Origin of the sequence: Pseudomonas sp. NDM, assembly GCF_003105095.1 — a bacterium.
Taxonomy (GTDB): Bacteria; Pseudomonadota; Gammaproteobacteria; order Pseudomonadales; family Pseudomonadaceae; genus Aquipseudomonas; species Aquipseudomonas moraviensis_A.
The window spans coordinates 1-21,348 of the sequence record NZ_QETJ01000048.1; the positions used below are offsets into that span (position 1 = coordinate 1).

A 21,348-nucleotide genomic window follows, 5' to 3' on the forward strand; every position below is an offset into this window, starting at 1 on the left:
GCCTGCTCGCGATAGCGTTGGGTCAGTAACATCAATGCTGCACGGACGGACGCAATCGCGAGCAGGCTCACTCCTACATGGGGTTGTGCGTGGGCAGAGGGTTAGGCAGCCTGCTGAAACTGCTGCCGATACTGGTTAGGCGACAGTTCAGTGTGCTGGCGGAACAGTCGCGCAAAGAAGCTCGCATCGTCGTAACCGACCTCATAACTGATGGTCTTGATGCTTTTGCGTGTGCCCGAAAGCAAGCCCTTGGCGGTCTCGATGCGCAGGCGCTGCAAGTAGTGCAGCGGCTTGTCGCCGGTGGCGGTCTGGAAGCGGCGCATGAAATTGCGGATGCTCATACCGTGCTCGCGGGCGACGTCCTCGAAGCGGAACTTGTCGGCGAAATGTTCTTCGAGCCAATGCTGGATCTGCAGAATGATCACGTCCTGGTGCAGTTTCTGCCCGCCGAAACCGATGCGTCCCGGCGAATAGCTGCGCTGTACTTCGTAAAGAATGTCGCGGGCCACGGCCTGTGCCACGTTCGAGCCGCAGAAGCGTTCGATCAGGTAGATATACAAGTCGCAGGCCGAGGTGGTGCCGCCGGCGCAGTAGAGATTGTCGGCATCGGTCAGGTGCTTGTCCTGATTCAGATAGACCTTGGGGAAGCGCTCGGCGAATGCATTGAAGAAGCGCCAGTAGGTGGTCGCTTCCTTGCCATTGAGCAGGCCGGCTTCGGCGAGCCAGAACACTCCCGTGGCTTCACCGCATAACACCGCGCCGCGCGCATGCTGTTCACGCAGCCAAGGGAGGATCTGCGGATAACGGCTGCACAGCGTGTCGAAATCGTCCCAGAACGCCGGGAGGATGATCACATCGGCGTTTTCCAGGCCGCCGTCGACCGGCATGACTACATCGCTGAAGCTTTTTACCGGTTTGCCATCAGGGCTGACCAGGCGCGTTTCGAACGCCGGCGTCAGGCCATGGCCCAGTTGTTTGCCATAACGCAGGCTGGCCACATGGAAAAAATCCTTGGCCTGCATAAGGGTGTAAGCGAAAACCCGGTCGACGGCCAGGATGCTGACGCGCCGCAAGGGCGGGGAGACGTGCTTGGACATAATTCAACTTTTGTTTTGTTTTTATAAGGGAAAGTGGTCACCAGACGGCTGGATCGTCTTATTTTTTGTCGGATGTGTCCAGTGTCGCGTAGCGGGAGTCGGGCTTAGTCTCTGAATGCCGTATCCCTCCAACAAAAACAAAGGTGCCGCATGATTCCCAGAACCCTGTTCAGCTCCGAGCACGAATTGTTCCGCGACAGCGTACGAACTTTCCTCGAAAAAGAGGCCGTGCCGTATCACGCTCAGTGGGAGAAGCAGGGGCACATCGATCGCGCACTCTGGAACAAGGCGGGGGAGGCGGGGATGCTCTGTTCGCATCTGCCAGAGGAATATGGCGGATTGGGCGCGGATTTTTTGTACAGCACCGTGGTGATTGAAGAGGTCGGTCGCCTGGGCCTGACCGGCATCGGCTTTTCCCTGCACTCGGACATCGTCGCGCCGTACATCCTGCATTACGGCAGCGAAGCACTGAAGCACAAATACCTGCCGAAGCTGGTCTCGGGCGAAATGGTCACGGCGATTGCCATGACCGAGCCTGGCGCCGGTTCCGACCTGCAAGGGGTCAAGACCACAGCGGTACTGGACGGTGACGAATATGTGATCAACGGATCGAAAACCTTCATCACCAATGGCTTTCTGGCTGACCTGGTGATTGTGGTGGCAAAGACCGATCCGAAGGCCGGCGCCAAGGGCACCAGCCTGTTTCTGGTGGAGGCAAATACGCCGGGCTTCGAGAAGGGCAAGCGCCTGGAGAAGGTCGGCATGAAAGCGCAGGACACTTCGGAATTGTTCTTCCAGGACGTTCGTGTGCCGAAGGAAAACCTTCTCGGGCAGGCGGGTGCCGGGTTTGCCTATCTGATGCAGGAATTACCGCAGGAGCGCCTGACCGTGGCCATCGGCGGGCTGGCCTCGGCCGAGGCAGCGCTGCAATGGACGCTGGATTACACCCGCGATCGCAAGGCGTTCGGCAAGGCGATTGCCGACTTCCAGAACACCCGCTTCAAACTGGCCGAGATGGCTACCGAGATTCAGATTGGCCGAGTCTTCGTTGACCGCTGCCTGGAACTGCACCTGCAAGGCAAACTCGATGTGCCGACGGCGGCGATGGCCAAGTATTGGGGCACCGACCTGCAGTGCAAAGTGCTCGACGAATGCGTGCAACTGCATGGCGGCTACGGCTTCATGTGGGAATACCCGGTAGCCCGGGCGTGGGCGGATGCGCGGGTGCAACGGATCTATGCCGGCACCAATGAAATCATGAAGGAGATTATTGCGCGGTCGCTCTGATCTTCGCTGTATTGGCGAGCCTGCTCGCGAAGCTTCTAGCGGTCACTCAAGGTGCAGGGTTCGGATGATCCTTGTGAATCGCTTCGATCCCGGCCAACACCTCATCAGACAGTTTCAGATCAAAACTGGCAATGTTGCTGTCCAGCTGTTCCAGCGTCGTCGCGCCAATGATGTTGCTGGTCACGAACGGTTGCTGGGTCACGAACGCCAGGGCCATTTGCGCCGGATCCAGACCGTGCTCACGGGCCAGTGCCACGTAACGGCTGCACGCCGCTTCCGATTGCGGGTTGAAATAGCGGCTGAAGCGGCTGTACAGGCTCAGGCGGCCTTTCGGTGGGCGGGCGCCGCCTTCGTACTTGCCGGAGAGGAAGCCGAACGCCAGTGGCGAATAGGCGAGCAGGCCGCACTGTTCGCGGATGGCGATCTCCGCCAGGCCCACTTCGAAGCTGCGGTTGAGCAGGTTGTAGGGGTTCTGGATCGACACGGCGCGCGGCCAGCCACGGGCTTCGGCCAACGCGAGAAAACGCATGGTGCCCCACGGCGTTTCGTTGGACAGACCGATGTGGCGGATCTTGCCAGCCTTTACCTGCTCGTCGAGAGCCTCGAGGGTGTCTTCGAGCGGGGTCAGGTTGGCTTCGATCTTGTGCTTGTAGCCCAGCTGTCCGAAAAAGTTGGTGCTGCGTTCCGGCCAGTGCAGTTGGTACAGGTCGATGTAATCGGTCTGCAGGCGCTTGAGGCTGCCGTCCAGTGCTTCGGTGATGTGTTGACGGTTGTGCCGCAGGTTCTTGTCGCGGATGTAGTCGATGGTGTTGCCGGGGCCGGCGATCTTGCTGGCGAGGATCCAGTCGGCACGGTCACCGCGACTCTTGAAGTAATTGCCGATGTAGCGCTCGGTGGTGGCGTAGGTTTCGGCTTTTGGCGGCACCGGATACATTTCGGCGGTGTCGAGGAAATTGATCCCGGCTTCCTTGGCCCTTTCGATCTGGGCGAAGGCTTCAGTTTCAGTGTTTTGCTCGCCCCAGGTCATGGTGCCGAGGCAGATTGCACTCACGTTCAGGTCGGTACGGCCTAGCTGGCGATAGTCCATCGGGTGCTCCTTGGGCAAAACAATCATAAAAGCAGGTTGAAAAATTTTTCGCAATCTGCATAATTGCCGACCTCTTTCTGCAGTGGAAGTGATGCGCCGCCGCCGAAGAATCTTGCCGTTGAACGGACGCGCCGACCCGAGCCCCCGAAAGCGTCTGTATCCGGCTGCCTTTGACTTGTCAAAGTACGCACTATTCAGTAAGATCCGCCGTCTTATTTACAGGCGGCCCCTGAGGCTATAAAGAATGAAAACTTTTACTGCTAAACCGGAAACAGTAAAGCGCGACTGGTTTGTCGTCGACGCTGCTGGTCAGACCCTGGGTCGTCTGGCCACCGAAATCGCGAGCCGTCTGCGTGGCAAGCACAAGCCTGAGTACACTCCTCACGTTGACACCGGCGACTACATCGTCGTCATCAACGCCGAGCAGATCCGTGTTACCGGCGCTAAAACCACTGACAAAATGTACTACTCCCACTCCGGTTTCCCGGGCGGCATCAAGTCGATCAATTTTGAAAAGCTGATCGCCAAAGCCCCTGAGCGCGTGATCGAGACCGCGGTTAAAGGCATGCTGCCTAAAAACCCACTGGGTCGCGACATGTACCGTAAGCTGAAAGTCTATGCGGGCGCTGCACACCCTCATACTGCTCAGCAGCCCCAAGAACTGAAGATTTAACGGAATAGTTCATTATGTCGGCGACTCAAAATTACGGCACTGGCCGTCGCAAGACCGCAACCGCACGCGTTTTCCTGCGTCCGGGTACTGGTAACATCTCCATCAACAACCGTTCGCTGGATAACTTCTTCGGCCGCGAAACTGCCCGCATGGTAGTTCGTCAGCCGCTGGAGCTGACCGAGACTGTCGAGAAGTTCGACATCTACGTCACCGTGATCGGCGGTGGTGTAAGTGGTCAGGCTGGCGCAATCCGCCACGGCATCACTCGCGCTCTGATGGACTACGACGAAACCCTGCGTAGCGCTCTGCGCAAAGCTGGCTTCGTTACCCGCGACGCCCGTGAAGTTGAACGTAAGAAAGTCGGTCTGCGTAAAGCGCGTAAGCGTCCGCAGTACTCGAAGCGTTAATTCCGCTTCCACGTTCAAAAAAGAACGCCCGCCTCCTCACGGAAGCGGGCGTTTTTTTATGCCTGCGATTTATCAAAGAATTGCGTTGTGACAACTTGCCACATCCGTAGACCCCCTATACTCCAAGGCTTGAGGGGCTGAGCTCCCGGGAATTAACCTTGTCAGAATTAGGGGTTTTCATTACCATTCGGGCAAAATTTTTATAAGTAACATTTGATTTATTTAGTAGACGCCTGATTTAACAGGCCAAAAAAGCTGATGGGAGAGGACTGAATGAGCAATGACGGCGTGAATGCAGGCCGGCGTCGCTTCTTGGTGGCAGCCACATCCGTGGTGGGTGCTGCAGGAGCGGTGGGGGCTGCGGTCCCGTTCGTGGGGTCATGGTTTCCCAGTGCCAAGGCGAAAGCCGCCGGTGCACCGGTGAAAGTGAATGTCAGCAAAATCGAGCCAGGCCAGCAGATGATTGCTGAATGGCGCGGCCAGCCGGTGTTCATTGTCCGCCGTACGGAGGAAATCCTGGGGAATCTCAAAAAGATCGAGGGTCAGCTCTCCGATCCGACCTCCAAAAACTCCACGCAACCCACTTATGTCGACCCGGAAGTACGCTCGATCAAGCCGGAAATTCTGCTGCTGATCGGGATCTGTACGCACCTGGGTTGCTCACCGACCTTCCGTCCCGAAGTGGCACCTGCGGATCTGGGCAAAGACTGGGTAGGCGGCTATTTCTGCCCGTGCCACGGTTCCCATTACGATCTGGCTGGCCGCGTCTACAAGTCGCAACCTGCGCCTTTGAACCTGCCAGTTCCCCCGCATTCCTATGAGACCGATGACCTGATTGTCATTGGCGTCGATACGGAGAAAGCGTGATGAGCAAGTTCATGGATTGGGTTGATGCGCGCTTTCCAGCGACGAAAATGTGGGAAGACCATCTCAGCAAATATTACGCACCGAAAAACTTCAACTTCTTCTATTTCTTCGGCTCGCTGGCGCTGCTGGTGCTGGTCAACCAGATCGTCACCGGTGTCTGGCTGACGATGAGCTACACGCCGTCGGCAGAAGAAGCCTTTGCTTCTGTTGAATACATCATGCGCGACGTCGAGTACGGCTCGATCCTGCGTCTGCTGCACTCGACCGGCGCCTCGGCATTTTTCATCGTCGTCTATCTGCACATGTTCCGCGGCCTGCTCTACGGTTCGTACCAGAAACCGCGCGAGCTGGTCTGGGTGTTCGGCATGCTGATCTATCTGGCGCTGATGGCTGAAGCGTTCATGGGTTACCTGCTGCCGTGGGGCCAAATGTCGTACTGGGGCGCCCAGGTGATCATCTCGCTGTTCGGTGCGATTCCGCTGATCGGCGATGACCTGACCCAGTGGATTCGGGGTGACTACCTGATCTCCGGAATCACCCTGAACCGCTTCTTCGCCTTGCACGTTGTTGCATTGCCAATCGTGATTCTCGGTCTGGTGGTGCTGCACATTCTGGCGCTGCACGAAGTGGGTTCGAACAACCCTGACGGCGTCGATATCAAGAAGCACAAGGACGAGAACGGCATCCCGCTGGACGGCATTGCGTTCCACCCGTACTACACGGTGAAGGACATTGTCGGCGTCGTGGTGTTCCTGTTCATCTTCTGCTTCATTGTGTTCTTCTTCCCGGAAATGGGCGGTTACTTCCTCGAAAAACCTAACTTCGAGCCGGCCAACCCGTTCAAGACACCTGAGCATATTGCCCCGGTCTGGTACTTCACGCCGTTCTACGCAATCCTGCGTGCGGTGCCGGACAAGCTCTTGGGCGTTATCGCCATGGGAGCTGCAATTGCGGTGCTGTTCGTACTGCCGTGGCTGGATCGCAGTCCGGTGAAATCGATGCGCTACAAAGGCTGGCTTAGCAAAATCTGGCTGGTGGTGTTCTGCATTTCCTTTGTGATTCTCGGCATTCTGGGCGTTCTGGCGCCGACACCGGGGCGCACGCTGCTGTCGCAGGTCTGCACCTTCCTGTATTTCGCCTACTTCATTCTGATGCCGTTCTACACCCGGCTCGAGAAGACCAAACCGGTTCCGGAAAGGGTGACTGGCTGATGAAAAAGTTATTTCTTGCTCTGTTTTTTGCTGCGCTGCCTTCCCTGGTTTTTGCTGCCGAGGGCCATGGTCCAGAACTGGAACATGTCGATATCGACGTCTCCGACAAAGCCGCCCTGCAGGATGGTGCGCGGACTTTTGCCAACTATTGCATGGGTTGTCACAGTGCCAAGTTCCAGCGTTACGAGCGCGTTGCCGATGACCTCGGCATCCCGCACGAATTGATGCTGGAGAAGCTGGTGTTCACCGGCGCCAAGATCGGCGACCACATGAACATCGGTATGCAACCGGCCGACGCCAAAACCTGGTTCGGCGCAGCGCCGCCGGACCTGACGCTGGTGGCGCGGGTGCGCGGTACCGACTGGCTCTACGGTTACCTGAAGTCGTTCTACGAAGATCCGGCGCGTCCATGGGGCGTGAATAACAAGGTCTTCCCGAACGTCGGCATGCCTAACGTACTGGTTGGCCTGCAGGGTCGTCAGGTGGTCGGCTGCAAACAGGTGCAGATCGTCGAGGACGGCAAGAAACAATACGATCCGCTGACCGGCACGCCGCTGACCCATGAAGCGTGCGATCAACTGACCATCGTGCCGAAGTCAGGTGCTCTGAACGAAGAGCAGTTCGATGAGAAGGTCAAGAATCTGGTAACCTTCCTGGCTTACTCGGCTAACCCGGTTAAGCTGCAACATCAGCGCATCGGTACTTATGTCTTGCTGTACCTGGCGTTCTTCTTTGTGTTCGCCTATCTGCTCAAGCGTGAATACTGGAAAGACGTGCACTGATACGCTTCAAGCATTGCTGTTAATCGCGCGCGCCCAAGGGCGCCTCCGCTAAAGCAGGGTCTGCTCCGTCAGACCCTGCGGGAGGTGCCCTCTGGGCGCGCGCGTTTTTCCGGTTCCGACAAATTCAACAAGCGAGGAGGATCGCCATGGGCGTGACCAATCGGTTGGCCTGTTACTCCGACCCCGCCGACCACTATTCCCACCGAGTGCGCATCGTGCTTGCAGAGAAGGGTGTCAGCGCCGAAATCATTTACGTGGAGGCCGGCCGCCAGCCGCCTAAACTGATTGAGGTGAACCCTTACGGCAGTCTGCCGACGCTGGTCGATCGTGACCTGGCGTTGTGGGAGTCGACCGTGGTGATGGAGTATCTGGATGAGCGTTACCCGCACCCGCCGCTGATGCCGGTTTATCCGGTGGCGCGGGCCAACAGCCGTCTGCTGATTCACAGGATTCAGCGTGACTGGTGCGGGCTGGTGGATCTGATTCTGGATCCCAAGAGCAAAGAGGCCGCACGGGTCGTGGCGCGCAAGGAGCTGCGCGAAAGCCTGACCGGCGTTTCGCCGCTGTTTGCCGACAAACCGTTCTTCCTCAGTGAGGAACAAAGTCTGGTGGATTGCTGCCTATTACCCATACTCTGGCGTTTGCCGATTCTGGGTATTGAACTGCCGCGGCCGGCCAAGCCGCTGCTTGATTATATGGAGCGTCAGTTTGCGCGTGAGGCTTTCCAGGCGAGTCTGTCTGGTGTCGAACGCGATATGCGCTAAGGCTTAAGGAGCCGCTATGAACTCCAGTCGACCTTATCTGGTCCGCGCGCTCTACGAGTGGATTGTGGATAACGATTGCACCCCCCACATGCTGGTCAACTCCGAGTACCCGGCGGTGCAGGTGCCACAAGGCTTTGCCAGTGACGGCCAGATCGTCCTGAACATCTCGCCGAGTGCTGTGCGTCATCTGCACATGGACAACGACGTGGTGACGTTCGAAGGCCGCTTCGGCGGTGTTCCACACAGCCTCTATGTGCCGATCAGCGCGATCCTGGGTATCTACGCCCGGGAAAACGGCCAGGGCATGGTGTTTGACCTCGAGTTGCCGATGGACGACGAGGAAGATATCGATCCGGATGACGACTCGCCGCCACCGGGCAGCGAACCGCCGCGCCCAAGTGGCCGGCCGAGCTTGAAGGTTGTGAAATAAAAAAAGGCGATCCGTATGGATCGCCTTTTTTGTGCCTGACGTTTGCGGTCAGTCGATGTATTCGAACAGCTTCACGATCTTCTGCACACCGGATACACCCTGAACGAGATTGGTCGCCTGAGTGGCTTCCTGTTTGGTCAGCAGGCCCAGCAGGTAGACGATGCCGTTTTCGGTCACGACCTTGATGCGCGAGCCAGGAATGCTGGCATCGGTGAGCATCTGCGTCTTGATCTTGGTGGTCAGCCACGCATCGTTCTGACGGGCGAGCAGGGAGGACGGTTGCAGCACTTGCAGCTCGTTGTGGACTTTCTTCACGCGCTGCACGTTGGCGGCGGCTTGTTCAGCCTTGGCCTTAAGGTCCTCGCGTGGCGTCTGGCCGGCGAGCAGAACGACACCGTTGAAGCTGGTGATGACGATGTGTGAATCGTTGTCCAGGGCCGGGTCGGCCTTGGCGATGTTCACGCCCGCCTTGGTTTCGATCAACGAGTCGTCGATCTTGCTGCCGAAGGTGCGCGTGCCACGGTCGTCTTCGATCGGCGCTTCACGGCTGGCATTCACCACCGAAGTGCAGCCGCTGATGCCGAGGCACAGGGTCAAGGCCAGAAGGCCAAGGCGATTAGGGGTCATTCTTCACTCCCGAACAGTTGGCTGTCGATCAGATCGCAAAGGCAATGGATCGCCAGCAAGTGGACTTCCTGAATACGTGCAGTGACGTAGGCCGGGACGCGGATTTCGACGTCCTCGGGCAGCAGCAGCGACGCCATGCCGCCGCCATCGCGTCCGGTCAAAGCTACGACAATCATTTCGCGATCATGTGCGGCCTGGATCGCTTGAATAATGTTCGCCGAATTACCGCTGGTCGAAATCGCCAGCAGCACATCGCCTGGCTGGCCGAGGGCGCGGATCTGCTTGGAGAACACTTCGTTGTAGCTGTAGTCGTTGGAGATCGAGGTGATCGTCGAGGTGTCGGTGGTCAGCGCAATCGCCGGCAGGCTTGGACGCTCGCGCTCGAAGCGATTGAGCAGTTCCGACGAGAAATGCTGAGCGTCGCCGGCCGAGCCGCCGTTGCCGCACGAGAGCATTTTGCCTTCGTTGAGCAGGGCGTTGACCATGATCTGGCTGGCTTGCTCGATGTGCGGTGCAACTACGTTCATCGCCTGTTCTTTGGTGTCGATACTGGCCTTGAAAAGCTGGCGAATTCGGGATTGCATGTCCATCTGTGTGACCTTAAGTGGCGCGGCTGTTCGGCACGTGAATGTGCAACCCGCAAAGCAAAGAGCAAAATGTGTCGGACGAAAACGGGGCAGCGTGCAGGCGATCAACTGTCGAAAGCATTCTGCAACCAGTTCAGCTGATCGGGGTGGCTTTCGATCGCCACCACATCGAAGCGGCAGGGGGAATTGGCCCAACGCGACTCGCGCTGAAGAAAATACTGTGCTGCATAGATCAGTTTCTGCTGCTTGCGCTCGTCGATACTGGCGAGCGCGCCACCCCATTGAGTGTTTTTTCTGTAGCGAACTTCAACGAATACTACTGTATCGCCATCAAGCATGACCAGATCAAGCTCGCCGCGTTTGCATAACCAGTTCTGCGCCAGCAGGCGCAGCCCGTGTTGTTGCAGATGTTCGAGCGCCTGGCGCTCGGCATCCTTGCCGCTTTGCGAGCGTGACCTGTCGGGCATCAGCGCGGCGTGTCCGGCAGGCGCTGTACCTGACCGCTGACGAACTGCGCCCAAGGCAACTGCCGCACAACGCGCTGTGTCTGGGTCATGCCGAGGCTGCCCGACTGACCTTCGATGCGGCTGTCCGGCAGGGCTTTGAGCTGGCCCAGGCGTGGAGCGAGACGGTAGGCATCGGCGCCCATGGCGTACAGGCGACCAAGGCTGCCGTTGGCTTGCGGCCATTGTGCAGTGACTTGCTGGCGCAGCGGATCGCTGGTTTCCAGGAGCCATGGGGTTTCGCAGAAGCGAATGCCGTTCATGTCGTTGTACTGGTTGACGTCGCCGCTGGCGCTGTACACGTGGGAAGTCGCGTAGACCGGCACGTCACCGGCGTACTGGAAATTCAGGGTCGGTTTGATCTGCTGGGCTTGCTGCGGCGTCGCGGCGAGGAAGATGAATTCAATATCCTGGCGGCGCGATGGCTGGGCGGCAACGTTAGTGCCGGCAACGTTCTGCAGGCTCTTGGCGCGAGCTTCGCTCTGACGCAGCTGGAACATGTCGGCAATCTGCTGGGCCAGTTGCACCGGCTGATCAACACGCTCGGTGGCAACGATGCTGCCGCCGTTGGCTTGCCAGTCCTGGCTGAAGGCGCGCAGAACGCGATCGCCCCATTCGCCCTTCGGCACCATGATCGCAGCGCGATGCAGACCATCGGCGCGGGCGCGACGGGACACTTCACGAGCTTCGTCTTCAGCCGCCAGACCGAACTGGAACAATTGCGCCGGGCCCTGCTCGCCTTCGCTGTAGTTCAGCGCAAGGGTGGTGATCGGCAGTTGCGGGCGAGTGCTCAGCTGTTTGACCAGGGGTTTTTCCAGCGGGCCAACCACCAGTTGCACGCCGTCAGCCTGAGCCTTGCGATAGAACTCGTCCATCGAGGTCAGCTTCGAACTGTCGTAGAACTCGATGGCAGGTGGGTTCTGCCCGGCCTGCTGCGCCTGATAATGCGCGGCCATGAAGCCTTCACGCAGTGCTTTGCCGACCGACGCCAACTGGCCGTCCTGTGGCAGCAGCAGGGCGATTTTGCTCAGTGGCTGGCTGGCCAGTTCCTTGAGTTTGGTCAGCGGCAGCGGCAGGTTGATTGCGGCGGGGTGCTTTGGATTCTGCGCGCGCCAGGTGTCGATCGCGGCTTGCTGCTGCTCCAGCGTACCGGCGGTTTTCACCGCTTGCGCCAGCGCCATCCAGCCGCCGAGATCATCGGTGGTGTTGGGTTGCAGTTGATCGGTTGGCAGCGAGGCGATCAGGGTCCAGATCGCTTCGTGGTTCTTGCTCGCCGCTTCGCCTTCCAGCATCGGCGCGATGAACACACGCTCGCGAGCAGCGGCGAGTGTCTGGCCATCAGCTTCAAGGGCGCGGGCGTGAACAGTGCCGGTGCGGACTTGCTGCTCTTGCGGCATTTCACCGAGCTTCTGGAAGCTTGGATGACTCAGGGCAGTCAGCGCGGCTTTCGGCTGATTGCGGGTCATGGCCAGTTCGGCGGACAGCGTGTTGGCGAAAATCTGCTGGCCCGGCTTGAGTTGCTCCACCGGCACTTGTTGCAGGATTTGCGCGGACTGGCCGGCATTGCCTTGGCGGTAAGCCTGGTCCGCCGCGCTGAGGCGCAGCAGGGCGGCTTGTTCCGGGGTCTTGGCCTGGGCCGCCTGTTCGAGCAGTTGCTCGATGCTGGCGTCCGGAGTCCGTGGAAGTTCGCCAAGGCTGGAGGAAGGGGAGCTGGCACACGCGGCCAACAAGGCAGCGAGGCAGAGGGCAGTGAACAGCCGCAGGCAAGCGATCATGTAAGTGTTCCTGATACTCGATCAAATTAGCGTGGAATTGTACCCAAGCACTGGCCGGGGCGCGATGTTACTGGTGTGAATCGGTCAATTTAGCTGGCGTAAATGTTGCGCAAGCGCACAACCGTGGGAAAAACCGCGTTTGGCTGGAGCGCATCGCAATCCTCATGACGCGCTACAATGGCCGCTTTTACCGATCACGAGGTGTGCGCTTTGACTGCTCCAGGTCCTTTGAATTCCGCTGCTGGCTCGCTTTATGTGGTGGCGACGCCCATCGGCAACCTGGACGACATCAGCGCCCGGGCCCTGAAGATCCTCCGCGAAGTGGCGTTGATCGCGGCGGAAGACACGCGGCACTCGGCGCGTCTGATGCAGCACTTCGGTATCGGCACGCCGTTGGCCGCGTGCCACGAGCACAACGAACGGGATGAGGGTAGCCGCTTTATTACCCGGTTGCTGGCGGGCGACAACGTGGCGCTGATTTCCGATGCCGGCACGCCATTGATCTCCGATCCGGGTTATCACCTGGTGCGTCAGGCCCGGGCGGCCGGCATCAATGTGGTGCCGGTGCCGGGTGCCTGCGCGTTGATTGCGGCGCTGTCGGCGGCGGGATTGCCGTCCGATCGTTTCATCTTCGAAGGCTTCCTGCCGGCCAAATCGGTCGGGCGCAAGGCGCGTCTGGAAGCGGTAAAAGAAGAACCGCGCACATTGATCTTCTATGAGGCGCCACATCGCATTCTCGAATGTTTGCAGGACATGGAAGCGGTGTTCGGTGGCGAGCGTCAGGCATTGCTGGCGCGGGAAATCACCAAAACCTTCGAAACCCTCAAAGGCCTGCCGCTCAGCGAACTGCGTGCGTTCGTCGAGTCCGACAGCAATCAGCAGCGCGGCGAGTGCGTGGTGCTGGTGGCCGGCTGGACCGCGCCAGAGTCGGAGGACGCGGTCAGCAGTGAAGCCATGCGCATCCTCGATCTGCTGCTCGAAGAAATGCCGCTCAAGCGCGCCGCCGCACTGGCAGCGCAAATCACCGGCGAGCGCAAAAACGTGCTTTATCAGGTGGCGCTGGATAAACAGAAAGGCGTGTAAGCCGTCGCCCATGGCGTTCCTGAGGGTTTTAGCGCTTGTTCTTCCGGCGCTCTGCCGTTAACCTTCGCGGCGGAGAGTCGATCGGACAGTCGCTGCCCTCTATGAAAATTAGGGGGGGGAGGAAAGTCCGGGCTCCATAGGGCGAAGTGCCAGGTAATGCCTGGGAGGCGTGAGCCTACGGAAAGTGCCACAGAAAATAACCGCCTAAGCGCGCAAGCGCCGGTAAGGGTGAAAAGGTGCGGTAAGAGCGCACCGCACGTCTGGCAACAGTTCGTGGCTAGGTAAACCCCACTTGGAGCAAGACCAAATAGGGTCCCAAGGCGTGGCCCGCGCTGGGACCGGGTAGGTTGCTAAAGATGTCCAGTGATGGCCATCGTAGACGAATGACTGTTCAAGACAGAACCCGGCTTACAGATCGACTCTCCACCTTTTTCTTTCCCTGCTTGAAACAAAGAAGACGCGGCTGTGTAATATCAGCCGGCCTGGTCTGAAATTCCGGCAGCGGCAAACGCGGTAATAGCCTTTTCCCACCCTGCTTCAGTCAACAGCCGAAGCGCATTCGTAATACCGAAAAAATCTTACTCTTAACAAACTACTTTAACTTTTGAGCGCAGCTTTCAGTGCTGTATCAGGTTATTGGTCAAAACTTCACGTCAGATTCTCGTTGAGCCTCCTTTTACGTCGCTAAATCTCCGTTCTGTAAGGCTTTTCCTTTAATCCGCGCCTTGACGGTGTGGTGGGCGCATTCCTATAGTGTGCGCAAGTGGCGGAAAGTGGCATGAAGTGGGTTTTTTGAGCTCAAAACGATAAAAATTGGAGAAACGCTGACGTGTTTCGCGGAGCTAACGCTATCAGTCTCGATGCAAAGGGCCGTCTCGCCATGCCGAGCCGGTACCGTGACGAGCTCGATTCGCGTAGTTCCGGCCAATTGATCGTGACCATTGATGCCGTTGATCCGTGTCTGTGTGTCTATCCGCTCGACGAGTGGGAAATTATTGAAACCAAGTTGCGCGCACTCCCTTCGCTTCGCGAAGAGAACCGTCGGCTGCAGCGTTTATTGATTGGTAATGCCGTCGACCTCGAACTCGATGGCAGTGGTCGTTTCCTGGTTCCGCCGCGTTTGCGCGAGTACGCCAAGCTGGACAAGCGCGCGATGCTGGTCGGCCAACTGAACAAGTTCCAACTGTGGGACGAGGATGCATGGAACGCGGTATCTGCCGCTGACCTTGCTGCTATTCAACAACCGGGCGCGATGCCTGATGAACTGCGTGATTTGATCCTGTGACTATTGATAGCGGCTTTAACCACATCACCGTACTGCTTGACGAAGCCGTCGAGGCTCTCGCCGTACGTCCTGATGGCTGCTATCTGGACGGCACGTTCGGGCGCGGCGGGCACAGCCGGTTGATCCTCAGCCAGCTTGGGCCGGACGGTCGACTTATCGGATTCGACAAGGATCCACAAGCGATTGCCACCGGGCAAGCGCTAGCGGCCGAAGACGGCCGCTTTGTCGTTGTGCAGCGCAGCTTTGCCGAGCTCGGTTCGGTGGTTGCCGAACAAGGCCTGACCGGCAAGGTCAGCGGCATTCTGCTCGACCTCGGCGTGTCGTCGCCGCAACTTGACGACGCCGAGCGTGGCTTCAGCTTCCTCAATGACGGGCCGCTGGACATGCGCATGGACCCGTCCCGTGGCATCAGCGCCGCCGAATTCGTCAACACCGCGCCGGTGGAGGAAATCGCCCGGGTGTTCAAGGAATACGGTGAAGAACGTTTTTCCGGGCGCATGGCCCGTGCCGTCGCTGAGCGTCGTGACATCAAGCCATTCGAACGCACGGCCGATCTGGCCGAAGTGCTGAAAGTCGCCAACCCGGCGTGGGAAAAGGGCAAGAACCCGGCCACTCGCGCGTTCCAGGGTTTGCGCATTCACGTCAATAACGAACTGGGCGACCTGGAAGCCGGTCTCGACGCCGCCCTGGAAGCGCTGGAAATCGGCGGTCGTCTGGTGGTGATCAGCTTCCACTCGCTGGAAGACCGCATCGTCAAACTGTTCATGCGCAAGCTGGTGAAAGGCGAAGCCGACAACCTGCCGCGCAACCTGCCGGTTCGCCACGTCGCCTTCGAACCGAAAATCAAAGTCCACGGCAAAGCCCAGACGGCCTCCGACGCCGAGCTCAAAGCCAACCCACGTTCCCGTAGCGCCGTCATGCGTGTCGCGGAGAAGTTGCGGTGAGCAAGCTTTTCGCCAAGCCACTGCCCGGCGGCAGCTTTCTGATGCTGCTGCTGTTTATCGGCGTGCTGTTTTCGGCGATCGCCGTGTCGTACAGCGCGCACTGGAACCGGCAGTTGCTCAACACCCTGTACAACGAGCTCAGCGTGCGCGACAAGGCGCAGGCCGAGTGGGGCCGGCTGATTCTCGAGCAGAGCACCTGGACTGCGCACAGCCGCATCGAAGTGCTGGCGACCGAACAGCTGAAAATGCACATCCCTGGCGCGGCTGACGTGAAGATGGTGGCGCCATGATGAAACTCGAAGGCGCACTGTTCCCATGGCGCTTCCGCCTGATGGTGGCGCTGCTCGGCCTGATGGTCGCGGCGATCTGCTGGCGCATCATCGACCTGCAAGTGGTCGACCGTGATTTCCTCAAGGGGCAGGGCGACGCACGCAGCCTGCGGCACATCCCGATTCCGGCGCACCGTGGCCTGATCACTGACCGTAATGGCGAGCCTCTCGCCGTCAGCACGCCGGTGACCACGCTGTGGGCCAATGCCAAGGAAATGCAGACTGCCAAAGAGAAGTGGCCGGCACTTGCCGCCGCGTTGGGTCAGGACCCGAAAGCCCTGAGCGAACGTCTCGAAGCCCAGGCCAACAAGGAATTCATTTATCTGGTGCGCGGGCTGACCCCCGAGCAGGGCCAGGCTGTGCTCGATCTGAAAGTGCCGGGCGTGTACGGCATCGAAGAATTCCGCCGCTTCTACCCGGCCGGTGAAGTCACCGCGCACATGGTCGGCTTTACCGACATCGACGATCACGGTCGTGAAGGCGTCGAGCTGGCCTATGACGAATGGCTGGCCGGGGTGCCGGGCAAACGACAAGTCATCAAGGATCGCCGTGGCCGGCTGATCAAGGATGTTCAGGTCACCAAGAACGCCAAGGCCGGCAAGCCCTTGGCGTTGTCGATTGATCTGCGTCTGCAATACCTGGCCAACCGTGAGCTGCGCAACGCGATCATCGAGAACGGCGCCAAGGCCGGCAGTCTGGTGATCATGGATGTGAAGACCGGCGAGATTCTGGCCATGGTCAACCAGCCGACCTACAACCCGAACAACCGTCGCAACCTGCAACCGGCGATGATGCGCAACCGCGCGATGATCGACGTGTTCGAACCGGGTTCGACCATGAAAGCCATTTCCATGAGCGCGGCGATCGAAACCGGTCGCTGGAAACCGAGCGACACCGTCGAGGTGTATCCGGGCTCGTTGCAGATCGGCAAGTACACCATCAAAGACGTGTCGAAGACCGAAGGCCCGGTGCTCGATCTGACCGGCATCCTGATCAATTCCAGTAACGTCGGCATGAGCAAGGTCGCCTTCGATATCGGCGGCGAAACCATTTTCCGTCTGGCGCAGAAAGTCGGCCTCGGTCAGGACACCGGCCTGGGCTTCCCCGGCGAACGCGTCGGCAATCTGCCGAACTATCGCGAATGGCGCAAGGCTGAAACTGCAACCTTGTCTTACGGCTACGGTATCTCCGTGACCGCAATCCAGCTGGTGCACGCGTTCTCGGCGCTGGCCAACAACGGCCGTCTCGCGCCGCTGACCCTGATCAAAACCGACAAGATGCCGCAGACCACGCAAGTGTTGCCCGAAGCCGTGGCGAAAACCATGCAGGGCATGTTGCAGCAAGTGATCGAAGCGCCGCGCGGCGTGTTCCGTGCGCAGGTTCCGGCGTACCACGTCGGCGGCAAGTCGGGTACTGCGCGCAAGACCTCGGTCGGTACCAAGGGCTACGCGGAAAACTCCTACCGTTCGCTGTTCGCCGGTTTCGGCCCGATGAGCGATCCGCGTTACGCCATCGTTGTGGTGATCGATGAACCGACCAAGGCCGGTTACTTCGGTGGTCTGGTCTCGGCGCCAGTGTTCAGCCGTGTGATGTCCGGCACCCTGCGCCTGATGAACGTGACCCCGGACAACCTGCCGACCACGCAACAGGCCAATGCCACCCCGGTCGTTCCGCTGAAAGCCAATGGAGGGCGCGGCTGATGTCATTAAGTCTGAACAAGATATTCCCCCACGCCGGCCACGATCTGTTGATCCGTGAACTGGCGCTGGACAGCCGCAACGTGCGCGCCGGCGACCTGTTTCTCGCCGTGCCCGGCGGCCGTTTCGATGGCCGCGCGCACATTGCCGATGCCCTGCAACGCGGCGCGGCTGCCGTGGCTTATGAAGTCGAAGGCGCGACCGTGCTGCCAATCACCGACGTGCCACTGATTCCTGTGAAAGGTCTGGCGGCGCAGCTGTCGGACATCGCCGGGCGTTTTTACGGTGAGCCGAGTCATCACCTGAACCTGATCGGCGTCACCGGCACCAACGGCAAGACCAGCGTGACCCAACTGGTCGCGCAGGCACTGGATCTGCTCGGTCAGCATTGCGGCATCGTCGGCACCCTCGGTTCCGGTTTTTATGGCGCGCTGGAAAGCGGCCTGCACACCACACCGAATCCGATTGCCGTGCAAGCGACCCTGGGCGACCTGAAAAAGGCCGGCGCCAAAGCTGTGGCCATGGAAGTGTCGTCCCACGGCCTGGATCAGGGGCGGGTTACGGCGCTGGCATTCGACGTGGCAGTGATGACCAACCTGTCCCGCGATCATCTGGATTATCACGGCACCATGCAGGCGTACGCCGAGGCCAAGGCCAAGCTGTTCGCCTGGAATGACCTGAAGTGCCGGGTGGTCAACCTCGACGACGATTTCGGCCGGCAACTGGCGGCGCAGAAACGCGAGTCGCGTTTGATCACCTACAGCCTGCTCGACAGCAGCGCTTACCTGTTCTGCCGCGAAGCGCAGTTCGACGACCACGGCGTGCGCGCCACACTGGTCACGCCGCAGGGCGAACACCACCTGCGCAGCACGCTGCTCGGCCGTTTCAACCTGAGCAACGTCCTGGCCGCAGTCGGCGCCTTGCTCGGTCTGGATTACGCCCTCGACGAAATTCTCAAAGTGCTGCCGAAGCTCGAAGGCCCGGCCGGTCGCATGCAGCGTCTGGGCGGCGGCACGCAGCCGCTAGTGGTGGTCGATTACGCCCACACCCCGGATGCCCTGGAAAAAGTGCTCACCGCACTGCGCCCGCACGTCAAAGGCCAACTGCTGTGCCTGTTTGGCTGCGGCGGCGATCGCGACCGCGGCAAGCGTCCGTTGATGGCCGAAGTGGTCGAGCGTCTGGCCGATCAGGTGCTGGTTACCGATGACAACCCGCGCACCGAAGATCCTGCTGTGATTTTCGACGACATCCGCGCCGGTTTTACCGCTGTGGATAAAGTCACTTTCGTCGCCGGTCGCGGCCAGGCCATCGCGCAATTGATTGCCGGCGCGACTGCTGACGACGTGATTGTCCTGGCCGGCAAAGGTCATGAGGACTATCAGGAAATCAACGGCGTGCGCCATGCGTTTTCCGATCTGGTCGAGGCCGATCATGCCCTGACCGCGTGGGAGGTGGCCCATGCTTAAGGCCCTGACACTCAGCGAATTGACCAACGCGCTCGAAGCCCGTCTGATCGGCAGCGATGCCAGTTTCAACGGCGTGAGTATTGACAGCCGCGCGATCCAGCCCGGCCAACTGTTCATTGCCCTGACTGGCCCGCGTTTCGACGGCCACGATTATCTGAATGATGTCGCTGGCAAAGGCGCCGTGGCGGCACTGGTCGAGCGCGAAGTCGCCGACAGCGCTCTGCCGCAACTGCTGGTCAAGGACACCCGTCAGGCCTTGGGCCAACTCGGCGCCTTGAACCGTGCTGCGTTCACCCAGCCAGTAGCGGCGGTGACCGGTTCCAGTGGCAAGACCACGGTCAAGGAAATGCTCGCGAGCATCCTGCGCACGCGCGGTCCGGTGCTGGCGACCCGTGGCAACCTGAACAACGACCTCGGCGTACCGCTGACCCTGATCGAGCTGGCGCCGGAACACACCTCGGCTGTCATCGAACTGGGCGCTTCACGTCTGGGCGAGATCGCTTACACCGTCGGCCTGACCAAGCCGCACGTGGCGATCCTGAACAACGCCGGCACCGCTCACGTTGGTGAGTTCGGCGGTCCGGAAAAAATCGTCGAAGCCAAAGGCGAAATCATCGAAGGTCTGGCCGCCGATGGCATCGCCGTGCTCAACCTCGATGACAAGGCTTTCGGTATCTGGAAGACCCGCGCGGCAGGCCGTCAGGTATTGACCTTCGCCCTGAGCAACAGCGAGGCGAATTTCCATGCCAGTGATCTGGCCACCGATGCTCGGGGCTGCCCGGCGTTCAATCTGCACACGCCGGAAGGCAGCGAGCGCGTGCAACTGAACCTGCTCGGTACCCACAACGTCGCCAATGCTTTGGCCGCCGCCGCTGCTGCTCACGCCTTGGGCGTGTCGCTGTTCGGCATCGCCACCGGGCTCGGCGCGGTGCAACCGGTCAAGGGACGTACCGTCGCGCAACTGGCGAAAAACGGCATGCGCGTGATCGACGACACCTACAACGCAAACCCCACCTCGATGTGCGCGGCCGTTGATATACTCGCCGGCTTTTCCGGCCGCACCGTCCTGGTGCTCGGGGATATCGGCGAGTTGGGCGACTGGGCGGAGCAGGGGCACCGCGACGTGGGCGAGTACGCCCGAGGCAAGGTTTCCGCGCTTTACGCAGTCGGGCCGAACATGGTCCACGCCGTAAACGCTTTCGGTGAGCAGGCGCAGCACTTCGGCACACAGGCCGAGCTGATCCAGGCCCTCGCCGCCGAGCAGGACACAAACACCACCATTTTGATCAAGGGTTCGCGCAGCGCAGCGATGGAAAACATCGTTGCGGCTCTGTGCGGGTCCAGTCTGGAGAAACATTAATGCTGCTGCTGCTAGCGGAGTATCTGCAACAGTTCTACAAAGGCTTCGCGGTCTTTCAGTACCTGACCCTGCGCGGGATTCTCGGTGTGCTGACCGCGCTGGTTTTGTCGCTGTGCTATGGCCCGTGGATGATCCGTACTCTGCAGAACCGTCAGATCGGCCAATCGGTACGCAATGACGGCCCGCAATCGCATCTGTCCAAATCCGGCACGCCGACCATGGGTGGCGCGCTGATTCTGTCGTCGATCGGCGTCAGCACCTTGCTCTGGGCTGACCTGAGCAACCGCTACGTCTGGGTGGTGCTGCTGGTGACCCTGCTGTTCGGCGCCATCGGCTGGGTCGACGATTACCGCAAAGTCATCGAGAAAAACTCCCGTGGCCTGCCGAGCCGCTGGAAATACTTCTGGCAGTCGGTGTTCGGCCTCGGCGCGGCGATCTTCCTTTATATGACCGCCGCAACGCCGGTGGAAACCACGCTGATCCTGCCGATGCTCAAGGACTACAGCATTCCGCTGGGCGCCGGCTTCATCGTGCTGACCTACTTCGTGATTGTCGGTTCGAGCAACGCGGTCAACCTGACTGACGGCCTCGACGGTCTGGCGATCATGCCGACGGTGATGGTCGGCGGCGGCCTGGGGATTTTCTGCTACCTGTCGGGCAACGTGAAATTCGCCGAATACCTGCTGATTCCCTACGTGCCGGGCGCGGGCGAACTGATCGTGTTCTGCGGTGCGCTGATTGGTGCCGGCCTCGGTTTCCTCTGGTTCAACACCTATCCGGCGCAAGTGTTCATGGGCGACGTCGGTGCACTGGCACTCGGCGCGGCGCTGGGCACCATCGCCGTGATCGTGCGCCAGGAAATCGTCCTGTTCATCATGGGCGGCGTGTTCGTGATGGAAACCCTGTCAGTGGTCATTCAGGTTGCCTCCTTTAAGCTGACCGGTCGCCGCGTGTTCCGCATGGCGCCGATACACCACCACTTTGAACTCAAGGGCTGGCCCGAGCCGCGCGTGATCGTCCGTTTCTGGATCATCACCGTTATTCTTGTCCTGGTCGGCCTTGCCACCCTGAAGCTGAGGTAGAACGA

22 protein-coding genes and 1 other RNA gene are annotated in these 21,348 nt (G+C 59.8%); 17 read left to right on the forward strand and 6 right to left on the reverse strand.

The window, feature by feature from the left end:
• Positions 1 to 101: 101 nt before the first annotated feature.
• Positions 102 to 998, reverse strand: coding sequence for a GlxA family transcriptional regulator (locus DCO47_RS12545; protein WP_165839204.1), 897 nt, complete (start codon positions 996 to 998; stop codon positions 102 to 104).
• 249 nt (positions 999 to 1,247) lie between these two features.
• Here DCO47_RS12545 and DCO47_RS12550 point away from each other — a divergent pair, with 249 nt between their 5' ends.
• On the forward strand, positions 1,248 to 2,384 hold the full coding sequence (locus DCO47_RS12550; RefSeq protein WP_024014254.1) for an acyl-CoA dehydrogenase family protein: 1,137 nt from the start codon (positions 1,248 to 1,250) through the stop codon (positions 2,382 to 2,384).
• Between the two features lie 46 nt (positions 2,385 to 2,430).
• On the opposite strand, the gene DCO47_RS12555 is transcribed toward DCO47_RS12550, so the two are convergent.
• Entirely contained in the window at positions 2,431 to 3,471 is a 1,041-nt protein-coding gene (locus tag DCO47_RS12555; RefSeq protein ID WP_116658197.1) for an NADP(H)-dependent aldo-keto reductase, read from the reverse strand.
• Between the two features lie 244 nt (positions 3,472 to 3,715).
• On the opposite strand from DCO47_RS12555, the gene rplM reads away from it, so the two are divergent.
• The 7 genes from rplM to DCO47_RS12590 all read left to right on the forward strand — a co-directional run bounded on the left by rplM (position 3,716) and on the right by DCO47_RS12590 (position 8,605).
• Entirely contained in the window at positions 3,716 to 4,144 is a 429-nt protein-coding gene (gene rplM, locus DCO47_RS12560; RefSeq protein WP_003228062.1) for a 50S ribosomal protein L13, read from the forward strand.
• A 14-nt stretch (positions 4,145 to 4,158) separates the two neighbouring features.
• Entirely contained in the window at positions 4,159 to 4,551 is a 393-nt protein-coding gene (rpsI, locus tag DCO47_RS12565; protein ID WP_003228056.1) for a 30S ribosomal protein S9, read from the forward strand.
• A gap of 273 nt (positions 4,552 to 4,824) precedes the next feature.
• Positions 4,825 to 5,418, forward strand: coding sequence for a ubiquinol-cytochrome c reductase iron-sulfur subunit (gene petA, locus DCO47_RS12570; RefSeq protein ID WP_007917031.1), 594 nt, complete (start codon positions 4,825 to 4,827; stop codon positions 5,416 to 5,418).
• Positions 5,418 to 6,629, forward strand: coding sequence for a cytochrome bc complex cytochrome b subunit (locus tag DCO47_RS12575; protein WP_042608381.1), 1,212 nt, complete (start codon positions 5,418 to 5,420; stop codon positions 6,627 to 6,629). Before petA ends, DCO47_RS12575 begins: the two co-directional genes overlap by 1 nt.
• Complete coding sequence (locus DCO47_RS12580) at positions 6,629 to 7,411, forward strand: cytochrome c1 (RefSeq protein WP_065616613.1); 783 nt, start codon at positions 6,629 to 6,631, stop codon at positions 7,409 to 7,411. The genes DCO47_RS12575 and DCO47_RS12580 overlap by 1 nt, the downstream gene beginning before the upstream one ends.
• Positions 7,412 to 7,557: 146 nt before the next feature.
• A complete protein-coding gene (locus DCO47_RS12585) occupies positions 7,558 to 8,175 on the forward strand; it encodes a glutathione S-transferase N-terminal domain-containing protein (protein ID WP_007961620.1) in 618 nt (205 codons plus the stop codon).
• A gap of 16 nt (positions 8,176 to 8,191) precedes the next feature.
• Positions 8,192 to 8,605: a ClpXP protease specificity-enhancing factor gene (locus DCO47_RS12590; RefSeq protein WP_016773263.1), complete on the forward strand. Its 414-nt coding sequence runs from the start codon at positions 8,192 to 8,194 to the stop codon at positions 8,603 to 8,605.
• A 48-nt stretch (positions 8,606 to 8,653) separates the two neighbouring features.
• Here DCO47_RS12590 and DCO47_RS12595 read toward each other — a convergent pair whose 3' ends face one another.
• The 4 genes from DCO47_RS12595 to DCO47_RS12610 form a co-directional block, all read right to left on the reverse strand.
• Positions 8,654 to 9,232 (reverse strand): BON domain-containing protein, encoded by a 579-nt coding sequence (locus tag DCO47_RS12595; RefSeq protein WP_024014250.1) that lies wholly within the window; start codon positions 9,230 to 9,232, stop codon positions 8,654 to 8,656.
• Positions 9,229 to 9,822, reverse strand: coding sequence for a phosphoheptose isomerase (locus DCO47_RS12600; protein ID WP_042608379.1), 594 nt, complete (start codon positions 9,820 to 9,822; stop codon positions 9,229 to 9,231). The genes DCO47_RS12595 and DCO47_RS12600 overlap by 4 nt, the downstream gene beginning before the upstream one ends.
• 101 nt (positions 9,823 to 9,923) lie before the next feature.
• Positions 9,924 to 10,286 carry a YraN family protein gene (locus tag DCO47_RS12605; RefSeq protein WP_065616614.1) on the reverse strand — a complete coding sequence of 121 codons (363 nt, stop codon included), beginning with the start codon at positions 10,284 to 10,286 and terminating at the stop codon, positions 9,924 to 9,926.
• Positions 10,286 to 12,097, reverse strand: a complete 1,812-nt coding sequence (locus tag DCO47_RS12610; RefSeq protein ID WP_064364298.1) for a penicillin-binding protein activator — start codon at positions 12,095 to 12,097, stop codon at positions 10,286 to 10,288. The genes DCO47_RS12605 and DCO47_RS12610 overlap by 1 nt, the downstream gene beginning before the upstream one ends.
• Positions 12,098 to 12,274: 177 nt before the next feature.
• Here DCO47_RS12610 and rsmI point away from each other — a divergent pair, with 177 nt between their 5' ends.
• The 9 genes from rsmI to mraY all read left to right on the forward strand — a co-directional run bounded on the left by rsmI (position 12,275) and on the right by mraY (position 21,343).
• Positions 12,275 to 13,180 (forward strand): 16S rRNA (cytidine(1402)-2'-O)-methyltransferase, encoded by a 906-nt coding sequence (rsmI, locus tag DCO47_RS12615; RefSeq protein ID WP_016773267.1) that lies wholly within the window; start codon positions 12,275 to 12,277, stop codon positions 13,178 to 13,180.
• 73 nt (positions 13,181 to 13,253) lie between these two features.
• Positions 13,254 to 13,607, forward strand: an RNA gene (gene rnpB, locus DCO47_RS12620) — RNase P RNA component class A.
• A 402-nt stretch (positions 13,608 to 14,009) separates the two neighbouring features.
• A complete protein-coding gene (mraZ, locus tag DCO47_RS12625; protein ID WP_007917012.1) occupies positions 14,010 to 14,465 on the forward strand; it encodes a division/cell wall cluster transcriptional repressor MraZ in 456 nt (151 codons plus the stop codon).
• Positions 14,462 to 15,409 (forward strand): 16S rRNA (cytosine(1402)-N(4))-methyltransferase RsmH, encoded by a 948-nt coding sequence (gene rsmH / locus DCO47_RS12630; RefSeq protein WP_042608376.1) that lies wholly within the window; start codon positions 14,462 to 14,464, stop codon positions 15,407 to 15,409. The genes mraZ and rsmH overlap by 4 nt, the downstream gene beginning before the upstream one ends.
• On the forward strand, positions 15,406 to 15,699 hold the full coding sequence (ftsL, locus tag DCO47_RS12635; RefSeq protein WP_016773269.1) for a cell division protein FtsL: 294 nt from the start codon (positions 15,406 to 15,408) through the stop codon (positions 15,697 to 15,699). The genes rsmH and ftsL overlap by 4 nt, the downstream gene beginning before the upstream one ends.
• Positions 15,699 to 17,438 carry a penicillin-binding protein 2 gene (locus DCO47_RS12640; protein ID WP_172667898.1) on the forward strand — a complete coding sequence of 580 codons (1,740 nt, stop codon included), beginning with the start codon at positions 15,699 to 15,701 and terminating at the stop codon, positions 17,436 to 17,438. Before ftsL ends, DCO47_RS12640 begins: the two co-directional genes overlap by 1 nt.
• Entirely contained in the window at positions 17,438 to 18,901 is a 1,464-nt protein-coding gene (locus tag DCO47_RS12645; protein ID WP_116658198.1) for a UDP-N-acetylmuramoyl-L-alanyl-D-glutamate--2,6-diaminopimelate ligase, read from the forward strand. Before DCO47_RS12640 ends, DCO47_RS12645 begins: the two co-directional genes overlap by 1 nt.
• On the forward strand, positions 18,894 to 20,261 hold the full coding sequence (gene murF, locus DCO47_RS12650; RefSeq protein WP_065616616.1) for a UDP-N-acetylmuramoyl-tripeptide--D-alanyl-D-alanine ligase: 1,368 nt from the start codon (positions 18,894 to 18,896) through the stop codon (positions 20,259 to 20,261). Before DCO47_RS12645 ends, murF begins: the two co-directional genes overlap by 8 nt.
• A complete protein-coding gene (mraY, locus tag DCO47_RS12655) occupies positions 20,261 to 21,343 on the forward strand; it encodes a phospho-N-acetylmuramoyl-pentapeptide-transferase (RefSeq protein WP_016773275.1) in 1,083 nt (360 codons plus the stop codon). Before murF ends, mraY begins: the two co-directional genes overlap by 1 nt.
• The last annotated feature ends 5 nt before the right edge of the window (positions 21,344 to 21,348 follow it).

Coding starts and splice junctions, on each gene's coding strand:
- rsmI (WP_016773267.1), top strand. CDS start 12,275: ATGGCCGCTTTTACCGATCACGAGGTGTGCGCTTTGACTGCTCCAGGT.
- DCO47_RS12575 (WP_042608381.1), top strand. CDS start 5,418: ATGAGCAAGTTCATGGATTGGGTTGATGCGCGCTTTCCAGCGACGAAA.
- DCO47_RS12595 (WP_024014250.1), bottom strand. CDS start 9,232: ATGACCCCTAATCGCCTTGGCCTTCTGGCCTTGACCCTGTGCCTCGGC.
- DCO47_RS12610 (WP_064364298.1), bottom strand. CDS start 12,097: ATGATCGCTTGCCTGCGGCTGTTCACTGCCCTCTGCCTCGCTGCCTTG.
- mraY (WP_016773275.1), top strand. CDS start 20,261: ATGCTGCTGCTGCTAGCGGAGTATCTGCAACAGTTCTACAAAGGCTTC.
- DCO47_RS12600 (WP_042608379.1), bottom strand. CDS start 9,822: ATGGACATGCAATCCCGAATTCGCCAGCTTTTCAAGGCCAGTATCGAC.
- DCO47_RS12555 (WP_116658197.1), bottom strand. CDS start 3,471: ATGGACTATCGCCAGCTAGGCCGTACCGACCTGAACGTGAGTGCAATC.
- rpsI (WP_003228056.1), top strand. CDS start 4,159: ATGTCGGCGACTCAAAATTACGGCACTGGCCGTCGCAAGACCGCAACC.
- DCO47_RS12640 (WP_172667898.1), top strand. CDS start 15,699: ATGAAACTCGAAGGCGCACTGTTCCCATGGCGCTTCCGCCTGATGGTG.
- rplM (WP_003228062.1), top strand. CDS start 3,716: ATGAAAACTTTTACTGCTAAACCGGAAACAGTAAAGCGCGACTGGTTT.
- DCO47_RS12645 (WP_116658198.1), top strand. CDS start 17,438: ATGTCATTAAGTCTGAACAAGATATTCCCCCACGCCGGCCACGATCTG.
- petA (WP_007917031.1), top strand. CDS start 4,825: ATGAGCAATGACGGCGTGAATGCAGGCCGGCGTCGCTTCTTGGTGGCA.
- DCO47_RS12550 (WP_024014254.1), top strand. CDS start 1,248: ATGATTCCCAGAACCCTGTTCAGCTCCGAGCACGAATTGTTCCGCGAC.
- murF (WP_065616616.1), top strand. CDS start 18,894: ATGCTTAAGGCCCTGACACTCAGCGAATTGACCAACGCGCTCGAAGCC.
- DCO47_RS12590 (WP_016773263.1), top strand. CDS start 8,192: ATGAACTCCAGTCGACCTTATCTGGTCCGCGCGCTCTACGAGTGGATT.
- DCO47_RS12580 (WP_065616613.1), top strand. CDS start 6,629: ATGAAAAAGTTATTTCTTGCTCTGTTTTTTGCTGCGCTGCCTTCCCTG.
- DCO47_RS12585 (WP_007961620.1), top strand. CDS start 7,558: ATGGGCGTGACCAATCGGTTGGCCTGTTACTCCGACCCCGCCGACCAC.
- DCO47_RS12605 (WP_065616614.1), bottom strand. CDS start 10,286: ATGCCCGACAGGTCACGCTCGCAAAGCGGCAAGGATGCCGAGCGCCAG.